The sequence below is a fragment of the Pseudomonas agarici genome (assembly GCF_900109755.1).
Classification (GTDB): Bacteria; Pseudomonadota; Gammaproteobacteria; order Pseudomonadales; family Pseudomonadaceae; genus Aquipseudomonas; species Aquipseudomonas agarici.
Window position 1 is genome coordinate 115,710 of record NZ_FOAR01000015.1, and the last position, 18,632, is coordinate 134,341.

13 protein-coding genes are annotated in these 18,632 nt (G+C 59.2%); 6 read left to right on the forward strand and 7 right to left on the reverse strand.

The annotated features are described in order from the left end of the window. Positions 1-72: 72 nt before the first annotated feature. Both BMX68_RS15335 and BMX68_RS15340 read left to right on the forward strand, forming a co-directional pair. Complete coding sequence (locus BMX68_RS15335) at positions 73-2,157, forward strand: carboxy terminal-processing peptidase (protein WP_176987137.1); 2,085 nt, start codon at positions 73-75, stop codon at positions 2,155-2,157. Positions 2,158-2,291: 134 nt separating this feature from the next. Next, complete coding sequence (locus BMX68_RS15340) at positions 2,292-4,124, forward strand: bifunctional diguanylate cyclase/phosphodiesterase (protein ID WP_017133015.1); 1,833 nt, start codon at positions 2,292-2,294, stop codon at positions 4,122-4,124. A gap of 32 nt (positions 4,125-4,156) precedes the next feature. On the opposite strand, the gene BMX68_RS15345 is transcribed toward BMX68_RS15340, so the two are convergent. The 4 genes from BMX68_RS15345 to bamJ all read right to left on the reverse strand — a co-directional run bounded on the left by BMX68_RS15345 (position 4,157) and on the right by bamJ (position 6,447). Then, positions 4,157-4,528, reverse strand: coding sequence for a hypothetical protein (locus BMX68_RS15345; protein WP_017133016.1), 372 nt, complete (start codon positions 4,526-4,528; stop codon positions 4,157-4,159). Then, complete coding sequence (locus BMX68_RS15350) at positions 4,525-4,866, reverse strand: helix-turn-helix domain-containing protein (RefSeq protein ID WP_017133017.1); 342 nt, start codon at positions 4,864-4,866, stop codon at positions 4,525-4,527. Before BMX68_RS15350 ends, BMX68_RS15345 begins: the two co-directional genes overlap by 4 nt. A 112-nt stretch (positions 4,867-4,978) precedes the next feature. Beyond that, complete coding sequence (locus tag BMX68_RS15355) at positions 4,979-5,434, reverse strand: YkvA family protein (RefSeq protein ID WP_017133018.1); 456 nt, start codon at positions 5,432-5,434, stop codon at positions 4,979-4,981. 296 nt (positions 5,435-5,730) lie between these two features. Then, entirely contained in the window at positions 5,731-6,447 is a 717-nt protein-coding gene (gene bamJ, locus BMX68_RS15360; protein ID WP_017133019.1) for a BamJ family beta-barrel-assembly machinery protein, read from the reverse strand. Between the two features lie 259 nt (positions 6,448-6,706). On the opposite strand from bamJ, the gene BMX68_RS15365 reads away from it, so the two are divergent. Both BMX68_RS15365 and BMX68_RS15370 read left to right on the forward strand, forming a co-directional pair. Then, on the forward strand, positions 6,707-8,524 hold the full coding sequence (locus tag BMX68_RS15365; RefSeq protein WP_017133020.1) for a di-heme-cytochrome C peroxidase: 1,818 nt from the start codon (positions 6,707-6,709) through the stop codon (positions 8,522-8,524). A gap of 37 nt (positions 8,525-8,561) precedes the next feature. Further along, entirely contained in the window at positions 8,562-9,698 is a 1,137-nt protein-coding gene (locus BMX68_RS15370) for a catalase family protein (RefSeq protein ID WP_017133021.1), read from the forward strand. A gap of 86 nt (positions 9,699-9,784) precedes the next feature. Here the strand turns inward: BMX68_RS15370 and BMX68_RS15375 are convergent, their stop codons facing one another. The 3 genes from BMX68_RS15375 to BMX68_RS15385 all read right to left on the reverse strand — a co-directional run bounded on the left by BMX68_RS15375 (position 9,785) and on the right by BMX68_RS15385 (position 13,896). Continuing rightward, a complete protein-coding gene (locus BMX68_RS15375) occupies positions 9,785-11,116 on the reverse strand; it encodes a dicarboxylate/amino acid:cation symporter (protein ID WP_017133022.1) in 1,332 nt (443 codons plus the stop codon). A 756-nt stretch (positions 11,117-11,872) separates the two neighbouring features. After that, positions 11,873-13,222, reverse strand: coding sequence for an ATP-binding protein (locus tag BMX68_RS15380; RefSeq protein WP_017133023.1), 1,350 nt, complete (start codon positions 13,220-13,222; stop codon positions 11,873-11,875). Then, a complete protein-coding gene (locus tag BMX68_RS15385; RefSeq protein ID WP_017133024.1) occupies positions 13,219-13,896 on the reverse strand; it encodes a response regulator in 678 nt (225 codons plus the stop codon). The genes BMX68_RS15380 and BMX68_RS15385 overlap by 4 nt, the downstream gene beginning before the upstream one ends. Positions 13,897-14,097: 201 nt before the next feature. Here BMX68_RS15385 and BMX68_RS15390 point away from each other — a divergent pair, with 201 nt between their 5' ends. Continuing rightward, positions 14,098-14,823, forward strand: coding sequence for a 4'-phosphopantetheinyl transferase family protein (locus tag BMX68_RS15390; protein WP_026013288.1), 726 nt, complete (start codon positions 14,098-14,100; stop codon positions 14,821-14,823). Between the two features lie 799 nt (positions 14,824-15,622). Next, positions 15,623-18,529 carry a ribonucleoside-diphosphate reductase subunit alpha gene (locus BMX68_RS15395; protein WP_017133027.1) on the forward strand — a complete coding sequence of 969 codons (2,907 nt, stop codon included), beginning with the start codon at positions 15,623-15,625 and terminating at the stop codon, positions 18,527-18,529. The last annotated feature ends 103 nt before the right edge of the window (positions 18,530-18,632 follow it).

Genomic DNA, 18,632 nt, shown 5'->3' on the forward strand with positions numbered 1-18,632 from the left:
CGCGTCCCGCGGAACCGGCGACTTTAAAGACGGCCTAATATGCGTGATCAATTGTCCCCGCGTCGACTCAGCATGAAGCATTTGTTCCCCAGCACCGCACTGGCTCTTTTCATTGGCCTTGGCGTTTGCGCGTTCTCGGCCAATACGTTCGCAGCCAATAGCTGGGACAATCTTCAACCCGGCCGCGACGAGGTGATTGCCAGCCTGAACGTCGTCGAGTTGCTCAAGCGCCATCACTACAGCAAGCCGCCGCTCGATGATGCGCGTTCGGCGATCATCTACGACAGCTACCTCAAGCTGCTCGATCCATCGCGCAGTTACTTCCTCGCCAGCGATATCAGTGAATTCGACAAATGGAAAACCCAGTTTGACGATTTCCTCAAGAGTGGCGACCTGAAAGCCGGCTTCACCATCTACAAGCGTTACCTGGACCGGGTCAAGGCCCGTCTGGACTTTGCCCTCGCCGAGTTGAACAAAGGCGTGGACAAGCTGGACTTTACCGCCCAGGAAAGCTTGCTGATCGATCGCAAGGATGCTCCCTGGCTCAAGAGCACCGCCGAACTCGACGACCTGTGGCGCAAGCGTGTCAAGGACGAGGTGCTACGCCTGAAGATCGCCGGCAAGGAACCCAAGGCGATCCAGGAACTGCTGGTCAAGCGCTACAAAAACCAGTTGACGCGCCTGGACCAGACCCGGGCCGAAGATATCTTCCAGGCCTATATCAATACCTTTGCAATGTCCTACGACCCGCACACCAACTATCTGTCACCCGATAGCGCGGAAAACTTCGACATCAACATGAGCCTGTCCCTCGAAGGGATCGGTGCCGTGCTGCAAAGCGACAACGACCAGGTCAAGATCGTGCGTCTTGTCCCCTCGGGCCCGGCCGACAAAACCAAGCAGGTCGCTCCGGCCGACAAGATCATTGGTGTCGCCCAGGGTAACAAGGAAATGGTCGACGTGGTCGGCTGGCGCCTGGACGAAGTGGTCAAGCTGATCCGTGGTCCGAAAGGCTCCGTGGTTCGCCTGGAAGTGATTCCAGCGAGCAACGCGCCGAGCGACCAGACCAGCAAGATTGTCGCCATCACCCGTGAATCGGTGAAACTGGAAGACCAGGCTGCAAACAAATCGATCTTGCACCTCAAGCAGGATGGCAAGGACTACACACTCGGCGTCATCGACATTCCCGCGTTCTATCTGGACTTCAAGGCTTTCCGTGCCGGCGACCCGGACTACAAGAGCACCACTCGCGACGTCAAGAAGCTGCTGGGCGAATTGCAGAAGGAAGGGGTCGATGGCGTGGTCATCGACTTGCGCAACAACGGCGGCGGTTCCTTGCAGGAGGCTACGGAGCTGACCAGCCTGTTTATCGACAAAGGCCCGACCGTGCTGGTACGTAACGCCGATGGCAAGGTCGACGTGCTTGAAGACGAAAACCCCGGCGCCTTCTACAAAGGGCCAATGGCGTTGCTGGTCAACCGCTTGTCCGCCTCGGCCTCGGAGATTTTCGCTGGCGCCATGCAAGACTATCACCGGGCGCTGATCGTCGGTGGCCAGACCTTCGGCAAAGGCACCGTGCAGACCATCCAGCCACTGAACCATGGCGAGCTGAAACTGACCCTGGCCAAGTTCTACCGGGTTTCCGGGCAAAGCACCCAGCATCAGGGGGTACTGCCTGACGTCGATTTCCCATCGATCATCGATACCAAGGAAATCGGCGAGAGCGCACTGCCGGAGGCTATGCCCTGGGACACCATTCGTCCGTCGATCAAACCGGCGCTGGATCCGTTCAAGCCGTTCCTGGCGCAGCTCAAATCCGACCACGATGCACGTGCGTCGAAAGATGCGGAGTTCATCTTCATTCGCGACAAGCTAGCCCTGGCCGAGAAATTGATGAAGGAAAAGACCGTAAGCCTGAATGAGGCTGACCGTCGCGCCCAGCGCGCTGATATCGATGCCAAGCAGTTGGCCATGGAAAACGCCCGGCGCAAAGCCAAAGGCGAAGACGCCCTCAAGGAACTGAAGAAAGAGGACGAAGACGCGCTGCCGCCTGATCCAGACAAGAAAGCCAAGCCGGAAGACGACGCCTACTTGAGCGAAACCGGACGAATCCTGCTGGATTACCTGCGCTTGAATACCGCCGTGGCCAAGCATTGATAGATAATGGCAATTTAATGTGATCGCTCTTCGGAGCGTCATCAAACAGTCATCACTCTGTCGTGAAATAAGGATTGGGCGCGGCTCTTGGATCAAGAGCCGCGCCCCGTCCTTTTTTATCATCAGAGACTGCCATGACCATGACCGAACAGCTGAACGCCTTGAGTTCAATCCTGGCTCAGAGTGGTCTACACAGCCTGTTCCAGCCGATCATCTCGTTGTCCGAAAGACGTATCGTCGGTTATGAAGCCCTCAGTCGCGGGCCTTCCAACAGTCCGCTGCACTCGCCCATCAGCCTGTTCGCCGTGGCCCGCCAGGCCGGGCGCCTGAGCGAGCTGGAAATGGCCTGCCGGCTCAGCGCCTGCCGCCGCTTCAGCGAGCAAAAACTGCCGGGTAAGCTGTTCCTCAACGTCTCGCCCGAATCTCTGCTGGAGCCGACCCACCAACCGGGCCGAACCCTCACGCTACTCCAGGACTTCGGTATCGATCCCAGCAACGTAGTCATCGAACTCACCGAACAAACGCCGACCGACGATTTCCAGTTACTGCACAACGCCCTACATCACTATCGTGCCATGGGTTTCTCAATTGCCCTGGATGACCTGGGTGCCGGTTATTCCAGCCTGCGTTTGTGGTCGGAGCTGCGCCCGGACTACGTGAAGATCGACCGACACTTCATCGACGGTATCCATCGGGACAGCCTCAAGCGCGAGTTCGTCGGCTCCATTCTGCAAATCGCCAAAGCCTCGCGGGCCCAGGTGATCGCCGAAGGCATCGAGTTACCGGAAGAACTGGCGGTACTCACCGACATGGGCGTCGATCTGGTCCAGGGCTATCTGCTTTGTCGGCCCCAGGAACAGCCACCGCAGGACGCCCGCGCGTTGCTGCCGAAGCTGGAAAATACCTCCATCGCCCTGAGCGAGGAAGGCAGTGACCTCAGTGCGTTGCTCATCGAGCAACCGGCGGTCACCCAAAACACGCCTATTGCAACCGTGCTGGAAGCCTTTCGTCGCCAGGCCAACCTCAACTCCCTGGCAGTGTTGGACGAGCAGCAACGGCCCCGCGGCATCGTGCATCGATACTCGCTATCGGATGCACTGCTCAAGCCGTTTGCCACCGACCTGTTCGCCCGCAAGCCCATTAGCCGACTGATGAGCGATGACTTCCTCGCCGTGGAGCTGAGCCAATCGCTGCAGCAAGTCAGCCGGTTGCTGACCGGTCGTGCGCGACAACGCATCGAAGAAGACTTCATCATCACCCTCCATGGCTGCTACCTGGGCCTGGGACGGGTCATCGATGTCCTCAAACTGATCACCGAACTGAAGATCCAGCAGGCCCGCTACGCCAACCCGCTGACGTTGCTGCCCGGCAACGTGCCGATCCAACAGTGCTTGACGCGCTTGCTGCAGCAACAGTGCGAATCGGTGATTTGTTATGTGGACATCGACAGCTTCAAGCCCTTCAACGATATCTATGGCTATGGCCGGGGCGATGAAGTATTGCTGTGCCTGGCGCAATGCCTGAATGATCGTGTCGATCCGAGTCGGGATTTCGTCGGTCATATCGGCGGCGATGATTTCATGCTAGTGCTGGGGTCGCAGGATTGGCGCAAGCGCCTGAATCAGCTACTGGAAGACTTCCAGAACCAGTGCCGGCGCTTCTACCGCGCCGAACACCTGAATGCAGGCTGCTTTGTCGCCTCCAATCGCCAGGGCCAACGGCAGGAGTTTGCATTGCTATCACTGTCCATTGGGGTGGTGCATCTGCAACCGCAATCCTGTGACCTGCTGGATGCCAGCCAGTTGGCGGAACTCGCCTCCCAAGCCAAGCACCACGCCAAGACCGTGCCGGGCCACAGCATCCATGTGATCGATAGCCGGGAGCTGATCGCCGTGGCACCGCAGAGCCCCTTGTCGGCCAATGAGCCCTCCAACGACAGCGCCACACCGGCCCGGGCCTTGCCCTAGCAATCGACCACTAACCGTACAGGCCACTCGCTTCAGGCCTTCGCAGACTCTGGATAATCGTACTCGAACACCCGCACCACTTCCGAGGCATGCCAGGACGCTGCCGCTACGCCGTCGGACGGGCCGGAAAAACGTCCAAGGCGCTCGACACACTCGAAAAAGCCGGTGCGCGGCAGGCGACTGGCGCCTTGGCTGATCACCAACGAACTGCGCAACGGCTGTTCAGCTTTCGCATCGAGTGTCGCCAGGTGCTCCAAGGCTGCCGTCAGGGTCTGCATTGCCGGGCTCGGCAATTGCAGGCGCTCGAGCAGCGCGCGATAGGTCAATAAATGACGCTGGCGACGGGCCTGATCAAGTTCACCGAGCAAACCATCCCAGTGCTGGCGACTGATTCGCACGCTCACGATGCACCCTCCCAGCCGGCCAAGCCCAGCTCCCAGGCCAGACTGCGGCGAATCGCGGCGTCGGGCTCGCGCTCACCGCTTTCGATCATCCCCAGGTACGAAGGGCTGATACCGACGGTCCGGGCCAGACGTTCAATCGTCAGTCCCTTGGCTTCGCGCAGGCTGCGCAACTGCTCGAACGCCGGCAATGCCAGGGTCGGGGCAACAGCTGTAGCGCACGGTTTTGGAGAAGATTGTTGGCTGAGCGAACCGGCCGCTTCAAGCAAGGCCTGATACTGAGCCCACGGGAGAACCGCATACTCCGGTTCGCCATCACGGGTAATTATTTGAAGATCCATTACTACACCCAGTAGGACGATTACACATAGCGAGTCAGCGCTTTCCTGTAGCTTAATATTAACAGCCGCCAGGGTCGCTAGTGTGCTTGTTCATCGAACAACTGGATTTGGATTAACTTTTTTTATTGTGCTCAAGCTGCAATTGCTCTGGCGTGTCCGGCAAACGCTCGGCGACCTGCAATTGTTCCGGCATCTGACGCTGGCGCCAGGCCCGAAAAGCATTCAATTCCTGGTCCAGGGTATTCATCACCCAAGCCAGCACTGCGATATCATCGAGCATGCCGAACACCGGGATGACGTCCGGTATGGCGTCGATGGGGCTGAGAAAATACAGCAGGCCAGCCACGACGGTGATCATCGATTTGGTACTGATCGCTCGATATTCACCGCGCCAGTAGGTCAAGCACAGTACCTGGAGCAGTTTTAGATCCTCCTTGAACTTACCCCACTGTCCACCTTGCCGGGCACTTTTGCTCGCCACCGCGAACAATAGCGTCGGCAAACGGCCACGCACTAACAAGCGTTGAGCCAATGGCAGGAAACGCGCAAAACTCCAGGGTGCTTTCATTATCACTCCAGCGGGCGGATGCATCAGGTTATCCACACAAGTTGTGGATAACCTTGTGAACAGAGCCACTTTTTTTAGCTAAGAGCCCCGTCATACAAGGGTCCGGCTCAGATCGGGCGTTTTTTACTCACAAAAAAAACCCACAATTTCATTGACTTGGCATGAGTCTACGACCGAGTCAATTAGCTCAAGATTAAGACTACGCTGACTCGTCTGCGTTCGATTTCTCACGCTTTATCAAGACGCAGAAACGACAACGCCCCGTCAGACGGGGCGTTGGCACAAGCACGACCAGATTACTTGGCGGCTTCGTCGGCCTTGGCCGGATCCTTGATCGCCAGCAGTTCCAGGTCAAATACCAGCACCGAGTTGGCTGGAATTGCCGCGCTCGGGCTTTGTGCACCGTAAGCCAGGTCTGCTGGGATGTACAGCTTGTACTTCTCACCAACGTGCATCAATTGCAGGCCTTCGACCCATCCCGGAATCACACCGCTCACTGGCAGGTCGATCGGGCTGCCGCGATCAACGGAGCTGTCGAAGGTGGTGCCGTTGGTCAGCTTACCGGTGTAGTGCACCGTCACCACGTCGGTGGACTTGGGTTGAGGACCGTCGGCTTTCTTGACGACTTCATATTGCAGGCCGGAAGCCGTAGTCACGATACCTGGCTTCTTGGCGTTTTCTTCGAGGAATTTCTTGCCGCTGGCTGCCGATTCCTCGCTCAGCTTGGCCATGCGCTCTTCAGCACGTTTCTGCAGTGCGGCAAAGGCTTCGACCAGTTCGTCGTCCTTGAGCTTCTGCTCTTTCTTGCCGATGGCATCTTCGATGCCCTGGGCGACGGCCTTGGAATCCAGATCATCCATGCCTTCCTGGGCCAAGCTCTTGCCCATGTTCAGGCCGATACCATAGGAAGCTTTTTGCGCCGGGGTTTTGAGCTCTACGCTGGAATGCGAATCGCAGCCCGCAAGTACCAGACTTACCAGGGCAACCGCCGCCGCCAACCGATGCTGTTTCATGCTATTTCCTTGTTCATGCGCCTAAAGGGCAATCGAGTAAAGCCGCGAGCTTATCAGGCCGCCACGACCAATGGCTATGGGCATGAGAGGGGTAAAGCGTCAATAAGTTCAGCCATTTCGGGCTTTTTTCAACGCCCTGACGTTCAGTTTACGTACCGGCTCGCCACCCTCTCCCGACAAGGGGCCAGCATTGACGAGCATCGCGGCCACTTGCTGCCTGACCATGGCTCAGGCATAAGAGCAGGACAACTCGACAAGGATGGTTATCTTGCGCATATTTTACCGTGTGTTACTGGCTCTGATACTCCTGCTGGGCCTAGGCCTCGTGGTGATTTTGTACTACATCGCCAATCCGAAACTGCCGACATACATACCCGCGGAACAGGTCCGCTACCTGGAGCAGTGGAGCCCGGTCGACCGCCAGACCTTCTACTACACCCCCCAGGGCACTCAGGTGAAAGGCCTGCGTTATGAATGGTTCACCGCCCTGGAACTGCCTTTCTCCGAACAGCGCTTCGCGACTGCGCAATACCTGGCGCGTTTCGGTTTCCTGATCGACCCCAAGCAACAGGCCACTACCGACAACCCCGGCAACCTACCGGTAGGTTTTACCCGTCACCAGAACCCCGGCAGCGACGCCCAGTACCTGGATATCACCTGCGCCGCCTGCCACACCGGCGAGTTGCGCTATAAAGGGCAAGCGCTGCGGATCGACGGCGGTTCGGCACAGCACGTCCTGCCTTCGAGCGTACCGACCCTACGCGGCGGCAGCTTTGGTCAGGCGCTGGTGGCCAGCCTCGCTGCTACCTATTACAACCCGTGGAAGTTCGAGCGTTTCGCCCGTCAGGTCCTTGGCGACGCCTATGAGGCTCGCCACGCCGAACTGCGTACCGCCATCAAGCAGTCCCTGGACACCTTCCTGCATGTTGCCTGGAACGATACCCATCGCGGCCTGTATCCGACCCTCGAAGGCCCGGGACGCACGGACGCCTTCGGCCGAATCGCCAATGCCAGCTTCGGCGATGCCATCTCCGACAAGAATTACCGGGTGGCCGATGCTCCGGTGGACTACCCGCAACTGTGGGATATCTGGACCTTCGATTGGGTCCAGTGGACTGCTTCGGCCCAGCAACCCATGGCGCGTAATATCGGCGAAGCCTTGGGCGTCGGCGCCACCCTGAGTTTTTTCGATGCCAACGGCCAACCCCTGCAGGGCGCGGCCCGCTATCCCTCCAGTGTGCGGGTGCGCGACCTGTACAAGATCGAGGAAACCCTGCAACGTCTCAAACCGCCAACATGGCCCGAGGACCTGTTCGGCAAGGTTGATCTGGCACGAGCTGCCCAGGGTCGCGGGCTATTTGCCGAGAACTGCGCCGGCTGCCATGTACCGTCGATCAGTAAGGAACATGGTCGGCCGGTACAGCACCTGAAAACGATTCCGGTCGCGGCAATCGGCACCGACCCAAACACCGCCGACAATATCGCCGACCAGCGCTATGACCTGAGCGCGCTGCAATGGGACCCGGCGGAACTGGCGAAACTGCCCGTGCAACTGCACCCCAAGCCAGACCTGCCACTGGACATGGCACAGCTGTCAGTCGCCAAAGGCCTGGCCTATGTCACTGCATTCGTCGAAGAACGTGCCTATCGCGATGCTCAAGTCACCCCCGCCGAGCGTCCGCGACTAGACGGCTTCGGCCTGCCCATCGGCGTACTCGAACAACGGGCCTACAAGGCACGACCGCTGGCGGGCGTCTGGGCCACGCCGCCCTACCTGCACAACGGTTCGGTGCCAAGCCTCTATCAGTTGCTTTCCCCTCAGGATGAACGCGCCACCACCTTTTACAGAGGGACCTTCGAATACGATCCACGTCACCTGGGTTATCGCCAGGAGGCCTTCGAAAACGGCTTCCTGTTCGATACCCAGATCAGCGGCAACCACAACAGCGGCCATGAATTTCGCGCTGGCAAACGCGGTAATGGGGTGATCGGCCGGTTGCTGCAGCCGCAAGAGCGCTGGGCCCTGCTCGAATACCTGAAAGTGCTGGGCGGACCACTGGAGCAGCAACTGCCATGAACCTGCGCCCTCACGATCACACTAAAAGGATGTCCTCATGTTGAAGCGACTCTGGCTGTGCCTTGGCACCTTTCTCGGCAAGACCCTGCTGGTCCTGGCCGGCCTCGGGCTGCTCGGCTGGGGGCTGTCGACCGGTTGGTACGCCTGGCGCCACAGTGGACCGGTATCGACCGAAGAGCAGGTTCCTGCCGGTGAATCGGCCATGACCCAGGACATCATCCAGACCGCCGTGCGCATCGTCGACCAGCACCGCGAAGGCACGCGTTATTTGCGCGATGCCCATGCCAAGGCCCATGGCTGCGTGAAGGCCGAAGTCCAAGTAGTCGATGACCTGCGAAGCGATCTACGTCAGGGCGTGTTTGCCGAGCCAGGCAAGACCTGGCAGGCGCTGATACGCCTGTCCAATGGCAACGCCTACCCGCAGTTCGACAGCATTCGCGATGCCCGTGGCATGGCGATCAAGTTGATGGATGTCCCCGGCAAGCAGTTGCTGACGGGGCAACAAGGTCGCCACGAACAGGATTTCGTGATGTTCAGCCACCCCAACTTTTTTGTCAGCGATGTCGCCGAGTATCAACAGAATATCGGCGCCCAGGCCGATGGTAAGAAGGTCCTGGCGTTTTTCCCGAGCTGGGACCCCAGCGGCTGGCAGATCCGCCATCTGTTCATCGCCCTGGCGACCCTGGCGCCGTCACCGCAAAGCCCGACCCGGACGACCTATTTTTCCGTATCGCCGTACAAGTTCGGCAGCGCCAACGCTAAATTCCGGGTGGCTCCCGATCCCCAGAGTTGTCCGCAATACCCATTACCCAAGCAGAACCAGGACCTGCCGAATTTCCTGCGCAGCGCCCTGGTCCAGCAGCTATCCACGGACCGCATGCCGGCCTGCTTCGTCCTGCAGATCCAGCTCCAGAACGCCAACAAATACATGCCGCTCGAAGACACCAGCGTCGAATGGAAGGAAAGCGATGCACCGTTCGAGACTGTCGCACGTGTCCACCTTCCGGCCCAGGACTTCGATACGCCAGCGCAGAATATCGCCTGTGACAACCAGTCGTTCAACCCCTGGTACGGCCTGGAGGCTCATCGACCGATTGGTGGGATCAACCGCTTGCGCAAGGCGGTGTATGAGGCAGTCAGCGATTACCGGCATAGCCGTAACGCCGAACAATAGCGATGATCCTTTAGTCTCCGCGCCCTGCCGGGAGCACCATGAAAAAAGCCCATCCGAAGATGGGCTTTATCGTTCAGCCACTGATCTTACTTGACGCTTGAGGCCTGACCTTCGGCCACGTCCAGGTCATCCAGTACACGCTCGTCTTCAATGCCACGACCACCGGAAGCCAGTTCCGCGTGCAGCTTATCTTCATCCAGTTCATTGACCCACTTGGCCACGACCACGGTAGCCACGGCGTTACCGACCAGGTTAGTCAGTGCGCGGGCTTCGGACATGAAGCGGTCGATACCCAGAATCAGCGCCAGGCCGGCAACCGGCAAATGGCCGACGGCGGACAGGGTAGCGGCCAGAACGATGAAACCACTACCGGTCACGCCCGCGGCGCCCTTGGAGGACAGCAGCAGCACCAACAACAGGGTGATCTGGTGGGTAATGTCCATGTGGGCGTTGGTCGCCTGGGCGATAAACACCGCCGCCATGGTCAGGTAGATGGAGGTACCGTCGAGGTTGAAGGAGTAACCGGTTGGAATCACCAGGCCGACAACCGACTTCTTCGCACCCAGACGCTCCATCTTGATCAGCATGCGTGGCAACGCCGATTCCGAAGAGGAAGTGCCCAGTACGATCAGCAGCTCTTCACGGATGTAGCGAATCAGCTTCAGTACACTAAAGCCATGGGCGCGGCAGATGGAGCCCAGTACCACCACCACGAACAGGATGCAGGTGATGTAGAAGCTGATCATCAATTGGCCCAGTTGCACCAGGGAACCGACACCGTAAGCCCCGATGGTGAAAGCCATCGCACCCAGCGCACCCAACGGCGCCAGCTTCATGATCATATTGATGATGTTGAACATCACGTGGGCGAAACGATCGATGAAGTCCAGCACCGGCTTGCCGTAGGCGCCCAGGCGATGCAGGGCGAAACCGAAGATCACCGAGAACATCAACACTTGCAGGATGTCGCCGTTGGCAAACGCACCGACGATGGTGCTCGGGATCACGTTCATGATGAAGCCGACGATGCTCTGGTCGGCACCGGCGGAAACGTAGGCAGCGACTTTCGAGGCGTCCAGGGTAGTGACGTCGATGTTCATGCCGCTGCCCGGCTGGATTACGTTCACCACGAGCAGGCCGATCAGCAGGGCGATGGTCGAGACGACTTCGAAGTACAGCAGCGCGTAGCCGCCGGTCTTGCCGACCGATTTCATGCTTTGCATGCCAGCGATGCCGCTGACCACCGTGCAGAAGATGATCGGGGCGATGACCATTTTGATCAGCTTGATGAAACCATCACCCAGTGGCTTGAGAGCCATGCCGGTCTGGGGATAAAAATGACCGAGTAGGATGCCGATAGCGATCGCTACGACTACCTGGAAATACAGGGATTTGTACAGTGGCTGACGAGTCGTCATTGCAAAGTTCCTCAAGAGATCACACAGCTGTCATCCAACTGACAGATACACAACCTGAAGCACGAACCCTCCTTCACTGGAGGGATTTGTTGTTTGTCGAACTGCGTGGGGCAGACTCTGACCTACATGCAAAGCTCGCGCCACTTTCGGAAGATTCCGACAAAGCCTTTAGCCATCAGGCCTTCACCGACCTTCTGTCAGCCTGCCTTCCTAGCCCAGATGGCGGTTTTCCGCCCTTCCACTCCTGACAGCCAGCGATTTTGGCGGATATCCGCCGTATTCATGGCGGATATCTCTGGCCAAGATCCACCATTCAATGGGCCAGAGCACTGCCAATGCGAAAACGCCGCGTTACCAGCCACCTCGCCCATGCTGCCCTGGATGGCGCCCGGCGGCGGGACCATTGCTGTTCGGGATTGTTGTAATGGCTGGCAGTCTCCCCGAACGGCTGAACGTACCGAAGGCCTGTGGTTGGAACTGGCCGACGAATACCCCAGCTTCGGCCAGAACCGTTGCCAGAGTAGCACCTTCGCCATGATGTGCCAGTCGCTGATCCCCTGCAGTAACCTGGAAACAGCCGTGAATCCAAGGATCAGTTGCGGCGGGATATCGCCATCCGGCACCTGGGACGCCGCGAGCTGTCAGTGCAGCAGAGCTGCCGACCAGTTGAGGGCCGCGAATCCTTGGCGTTGTGCAGGACGTTCAAGAAATATACGGAGCTGAAACCGGGCACTTATCGCGCCCAGGACTCGAGCGTCAAGGCGCCGGGAAGTGGATACGAAACGAAGCGCCGCCCAGGGATGAGTCGCCCAGGGTCAGTTCGGCATCGTAGCTTTCGATGATGTCCTTGACCACCGCCAGGCCGATGCCCTGCCCTGGGTGCTGGCGGTCCAGACGTTCGCCGCGCCTGAGAATCCGCGCGCGCTGGTCTGGAGGAACACCTGGGCCGTCATCCTCGACATACACCTCGATACCCTGCAAACCGCGGCGCAGGCTGATACGGATCTGGCTCAGGCACAACCGATAGGCGTTCTCCAGCAAGTTTCCGAGCAATTCCAGCAAGGCTCCCTGCTCGATCGGCACATGGCTGAACTCAGGCACATCAATGACCACTCGGACATGCTTGTCGCGATAGACCTTGTCCAGGGTGTTGCACAGACTTTTGAGCACCGGGCGTAACTCGACCTGATGCCGAACCAGACCGCTCTTGCGCAAGCTCGCACGCTGCAACTGGTAGCTGATCTGCTGGTTCATGCGTTCGATCTGGCTTTGCAGGATCCACGCCTGGTCGCGATCCCGTGGGCGCTGGGCCATGCTTTCACTGACGCCCTGCAAGACCGCCAGCGGGGTCTTCAGGCTGTGGGCCAGGTCATCCAGGGAATCGCGGTAGCGGCTGCGCTGTTCGCGCTCGCTGTGCAGCAAGCGGTTGAGGGAGCCAGTCAAGCGCAGCAATTCGCGCGGGTGTTCTTCACTGAGGCTTTGCAGTTCGTCGCTTTCAATCTGGTCCAGTTCCTGGCTCAAGCGCCGCAGCGCCCGCAGGCCCCAGGTCAGGCCGAGCCAAAGCAACGCCAACAGCACCGACAGCGCCGCACCGAAGCCCAGGTAGAGCTTCTCGCGCAAACCGGCGAGGGTCATCTTGTATTCGCGCATCGGTTGCAAGGCAACAAAGCTGTAGGCCGCACTCCTGCCACCGAGCAGCTTGACCTCGACGTCGTAGACGAAGAATTCGCCACCATTGTCCTCGCGAATCTTCGCGAACTCGTTGCCACGCCCATCATAACGGGGCTTGTAGTTGATGTTTTCTTCCTGGGTGGCCCGTGAACGCCATACCAGCCGGCCGTCGCGGTCGAAGATATAACCGAGCAGGCGGCTATCCGGCAGATTGAACTGTTCATCGGGAAGTAGCTCGGGCATTTGCAGCTGCTTCTTGTTATCCACCCGCGCCGCAGAAATCAGCGTGGTCACGTCCGAGGCCAGGCGTTGCTCGATGGAGTCCTGCAACGCCAGGCTGAAAGCCCCTTGCATCGCTGGCAGCAGCGCCAGCATAAATAGAATCGCCAGGGTCGTGGCGGCCAGCATCAGCCGCACCCGTAGCGAACGAATCACCGACAGCGCTCGTTGAACAGATAGCCCAGGCCGCGCACGGTATCGATCGGCTTGAAGCCCACGGTACCCTCCAGTTTGCGCCGCAGGCGTCCAACCAATACCTCAATCACGTTCGGATCACGCTCATCGTCGTCCGGGTACAACTGCTCCATCAGGCGGTCCTTGGCGATCACCTGTTGGTGATAGCGCATCAGGTATTCGAGGATCCGGTATTCGTAGGCGGTCAGGGCCAGAGGCTGATCCTCGAGAGACGCCTGCTTGCGATTGAGGTCTAGCAGCAACGGCCCGGCGGTGATCGTTGACTGGGTGAAACCGCTGGAACGACGCAGCAGGGCATTCATCCGCGCTTCCAGCTCCTCGAACTGGAAAGGCTTGACCACATAGTCGTCAGCGCCGGCGGCCAGGCCCTCGACCTTGTCCTGCCAGTTGCCGCGAGCGGTCAGGATCAGGATCGGAAATACCTTGCCCTGCGCCCGTAGCTTGCGGATCAGGTCCAATCCACCCATGCCCGGCAGCCCAAGGTCGATTACCGCCAGGTCATGGTTGAACTGTTCGGTCTGGTACACCGCCTCTTCGGCATTGCCGACCGACTCAACCACATGGCCGCTGTCGGTCAATCGGGTTTGCAAGTGATGGCGCAACAGCGCCTCATCTTCTACCACCAGCAACTTCATAACGCTCTCCAACGACCCGGGCATCGTTTCATCAATAACGGTCACTCAGTCCCGCCAACGTATTTCGTAAAAGATACGGCAAACCAGCGGCTGCAGACCCGGCGCATCATCATCGATATAGAGTACCCAAGTGGCCCTGAACACAGACTGAATCGGATCTGCCCCTACCCAGTCTGGTCTCGACCCGGCAAAATGCCCAGTATGAATCCGTTCCCCGCTCTCCCCGCTTGCTGCACACCGCTCGATAAGCATTGGCCGCTCCCCGAGGCCGTGCCACATAGCGTGCTGCTCGCCACCCACTTCAACCCGAGCCAACTGGCCGTGGACGACTTCCAGCGCAGCCGGATAGAAGTGCCGGCGAGCATCCGGCGCTCGGTCGCCAAGCGCCAGGCCGAATTTCTCGCCGGACGGCTCTGCGCTCGCACCGCCCTGCTGCAACTGGACGGCACCGACTGCGTGCCACCGATCGGCGAAGACCGAGGCCCCGTATGGCCCAGCCATGTCTGCGGCTCGATTACCCACAGCAACGGCCGCGCAGCAGCCATCGTTGCCGACAAGCGACACTGGCGCGGTCTGGGGATGGACCTGGAAAACCTGCTGTCCCACGAGCGCGCCGGGCGCCTGGCCGGGGAAATCCTCGTCCCTGACGAACAACAGCGCCTGGCCGCAGGTCCCATAGAGCAGATCGCGCTGCTGGTGACCCTGACCTTTTCCGTCAAGGAAAGTCTGTTCAAAGCCCTCTATCCGTTGGTGCGCAAACGTTTCTATTTCGAACACGCCGAAGTGCTGGAGTGGGACGAGCAGGGCCATGTGCGCCTGCGCCTGCTGACCGACCTGTCCGACGAATGGCACTATGGCGTCGAGCTACAGGCGCAGTTCGGCCTCCAGGACGAACACTTGCTGAGCCTGGTCAGCCTCCCGGCCTGATAGCCGCTCGTTGGGCCCTGTACGAAATGTATCTGCCCTCGCCCATGCGGCATTGAAAGCCGGCTTGGCCTTCACGCGAAAACATTTCGTGCAGTTCCTGATTTTCTTGGTGCCGTGGCCATCTGAAGCTAATGAAAACAGGCGATCAGCCGATTATAACAACGGTGCGGCAATAGCACACACGGCGGGATTTGCACTCGGTGACACGCATTTTTTGTGGTAGGGTGCGCGCCCGCAAAAAACCGGCCAGGCCATGCTCGGGCTGGATAAAAAACAGTGACAAACGGTCCACTCCAGTGCTGCTGTGGCCCACACGTACTTTCAGGCTTTCATACACAAATTACGCACAGATTTATCCACAGGTAGCACGTTGCAATCGCCCCCAAAAACGCATTATCTTGTAGCATGACGACAGAAACCCCCCTAGATATAGGGTTTTCCGTCAAAAAAACCAAACACATTTCGAACGAGAAGTTCAAGCTCTCTTTCTTGCTTGCGCGGGGTTGAACTAAACAGATTCTCAGAAAGCCCAACCGTGCGTGCGGATGGCGACCGTTTCCCCCTGCTGCGTGGGAAAACGGTACGGGTGTTGCAGTACACGACTGTCACCCATCAGGAACTCGGCAACGGGCATAGCCCGGTGCCGCTGAAATTTCGGCAAGGAAGCGGCGCCCACAGCTCCCTTCCTGCTGTCCTGAAGTGGTGATGGCCGACGACGCTCGTCGGTTGTCGTGCTTCAAGACGGAACGGTGGACACCTTCGTGGTGCCCAAACAAACATAAAGAACGTGGAGACACCCATGCAAACCGACACAACTCGCGAGAACCCGCAGGGCACTGTGCCGCAGACTTCCGATTCGAACCTGGATCTGTCTGCTACCGCGCCGGGCCAACTGCGCGTGATCAAGCGTAACGGCACTGTCGTTCCTTATACCGATGACAAGATCACCGTCGCGATCACCAAAGCGTTTCTTGCAGTTGAAGGCGGTACCGCCGCCGCCTCGTCGCGTATTCACGACACCGTTGCACGCCTGACCGAACAGGTTACCGCGACCTTCAAGCGACGCATGCCTTCGGGCGGCACCATCCATATCGAGGAAATCCAGGACCAGGTCGAACTGGCCCTGATGCGTGCTGGCGAACAGAAAGTCGCGCGCGACTACGTGATCTACCGTGACTCGCGCGCCAAGGAACGTGCTATTCGTTCGCCAGCCGAGGAGCTGGTCAACGCGCACCCATCGATCCGTATCACCCGCGCCGACGGCAGTGTCGCGCCCCTGGACATGGGTCGCCTGAACACCATCGTCAGCGAAGCCTGCGAAGGCCTGGAAGAAGTCGACGGCGATCTGATCCAGCGCGAAACCTTGAAGAACCTCTACGACGGCGTGGCCCTGAAGGACGTCAACACGGCCTTGGTGATGACCGCCCGCACCCTGGTGGAACGCGAGCCGAACTACTCGTTCGTGACCGCACGCCTACTGATGGACACCCTGCGCGCCGAAGGCCTGAGCTTCCTGGCCGTGGCCGAGAGCGCCACTCACCACGAGATGGCCGACCTCTACGCCAAGGCTCTGCCGGCCTATGTCGCCAAGGGTATCGAGTTCGAGCTGCTGAACCCGGTCCTGGCTGAGTTCGACCTGGAGAAACTGGGCCAGGCAATCAACCACGAGCGCGACCAACAGTTCACCTACCTGGGCCTGCAAACGCTTTACGACCGTTACTTTATCCACAAGGACGGCATCCGCTTCGAACTGCCGCAGATTTTCTTCATGCGCGTAGCCATGGGCCTGGCGATCGAAGAAAAGCAGCGTGAAGATCGTGCCATTGAGTTCTACAATCTGTTGTCCTCCTTCGACTACATGGCCTCGACCCCGACCCTGTTCAACGCCGGCACCCTGCGTCCACAACTGTCGAGCTGCTACCTGACCACCGTGCCGGACGACCTGTCGGGCATCTACGGCGCGATCCACGACAACGCCATGCTGTCGAAATTCGCCGGTGGCCTGGGCAACGACTGGACACCGGTGCGCGCACTGGGTTCATACATCAAGGGCACCAACGGCAAATCCCAGGGCGTCGTGCCGTTCCTGAAAGTAGTCAACGACACCGCCGTGGCGGTCAACCAGGGCGGCAAGCGCAAGGGTGCAGTCTGTGCCTACCTGGAAACCTGGCACATGGACATCGAAGAGTTCATCGAGCTGCGCAAGAACACCGGTGACGACCGCCGCCGTACCCACGACATGAACACCGCCAACTGGATCCCTGACCTGTTCATGAAGCGCGTCTTCGATGACGGCAAGTGGACCCTGTTCTCGCCCTCGGAAGTGCCGGACCTGCACGACCTGACCGGCAAGGCCTTCGAAGAGCGTTATGAGTACTACGAAGCCCTGACCGAGTACAACAAGATCAAACTGTTCAAGGTCGTCCAGGCCAAGGACCTGTGGCGCAAGATGCTGTCCATGCTGTTCGAGACCGGCCACCCATGGCTAACCTTCAAGGACCCCTGCAACCTGCGCAGCCCACAACAACACGTGGGCGTGGTCCACAGCTCGAATCTGTGCACCGAAATCACCCTGAACACCAACAAGGACGAAATCGCCGTCTGCAACCTGGGTTCGATCAACCTGCCGAACCACATCGTCAACGGCCAGTTGGACACCGCCAAGCTACAACGCACCGTGAACACCGCCGTGCGCATGCTCGACAACGTGATCGACATCAACTACTACTCGGTGCCACAGGCGAAGAACTCCAACTTCAAGCACCGCCCGGTCGGCCTGGGCATCATGGGCTTCCAGGACGCGTTGTATCTACAGCACATTCCTTACGGTTCCGACGCGGCCGTCGAGTTCGCCGACAAGTCCATGGAAGCGGTCAGCTACTACGCGATCCAGGCCTCCTGCGACCTGGCCGACGAGCGTGGCGCTTACGAGACGTTCCAGGGCTCGCTCTGGTCCAAGGGCATCCTACCGCTGGATTCGCAACAGATCCTGATCCAAGCCCGCGGCCAGAAATACATCGATGTCGACCTGAACGAAAGCCTGGACTGGGCACCGGTCCGTGCCCGTGTGCAAAAAGGTATTCGTAACTCCAACATCATGGCTATCGCACCGACCGCAACCATCGCCAACATTACCGGCGTATCGCAGTCGATCGAACCGACCTACCAGAACCTGTACGTGAAATCGAACCTGTCGGGCGAATTCACCGTGATCAACCCGTATCTGGTTCGCGACCTGAAAGCTCGAGGCCTGTGGGACTCGGTGATGATCAACGACCTGAAGTACTACGACGGCTCCGTGCAGCAGATCGAACGCATCCCGCAAGAACTCAAGGAGCTCTACGCGACGGCATTCGAAGTGGAAACCAAATGGATCGTCGACGCCGCCAGCCGTCGCCAGAAGTGGATCGACCAGGCGCAATCGCTGAACCTGTACATCGCCGGGGCTTCGGGCAAAAAGCTCGACGTGACCTATCGCATGGCCTGGTACCGTGGCCTGAAGACCACCTACTACCTCCGTGCCCTGGCTGCGACCAGCACCGAAAAGTCAACCATCAACACCGGCAAGCTGAATGCTGTTTCCAGTGGTGGCAACCACGGCGACGATTCGGTCCTGGCCGCACCGAGCGTATCGGCACCTGCCGGTCCGGCGCCAGTGCCAAAGGCCTGTGCCATCGATGAGCCGGATTGCGAAGCTTGCCAATAAGCTGAGCGGGACAGCGTCTTCGAGCGCAAACCTGAAACCCCCCGCCGGACCTTGGGTCTGGCGGGGGTTTTCTTTTGCCCACCAGAAAAACCACAATCGCGAC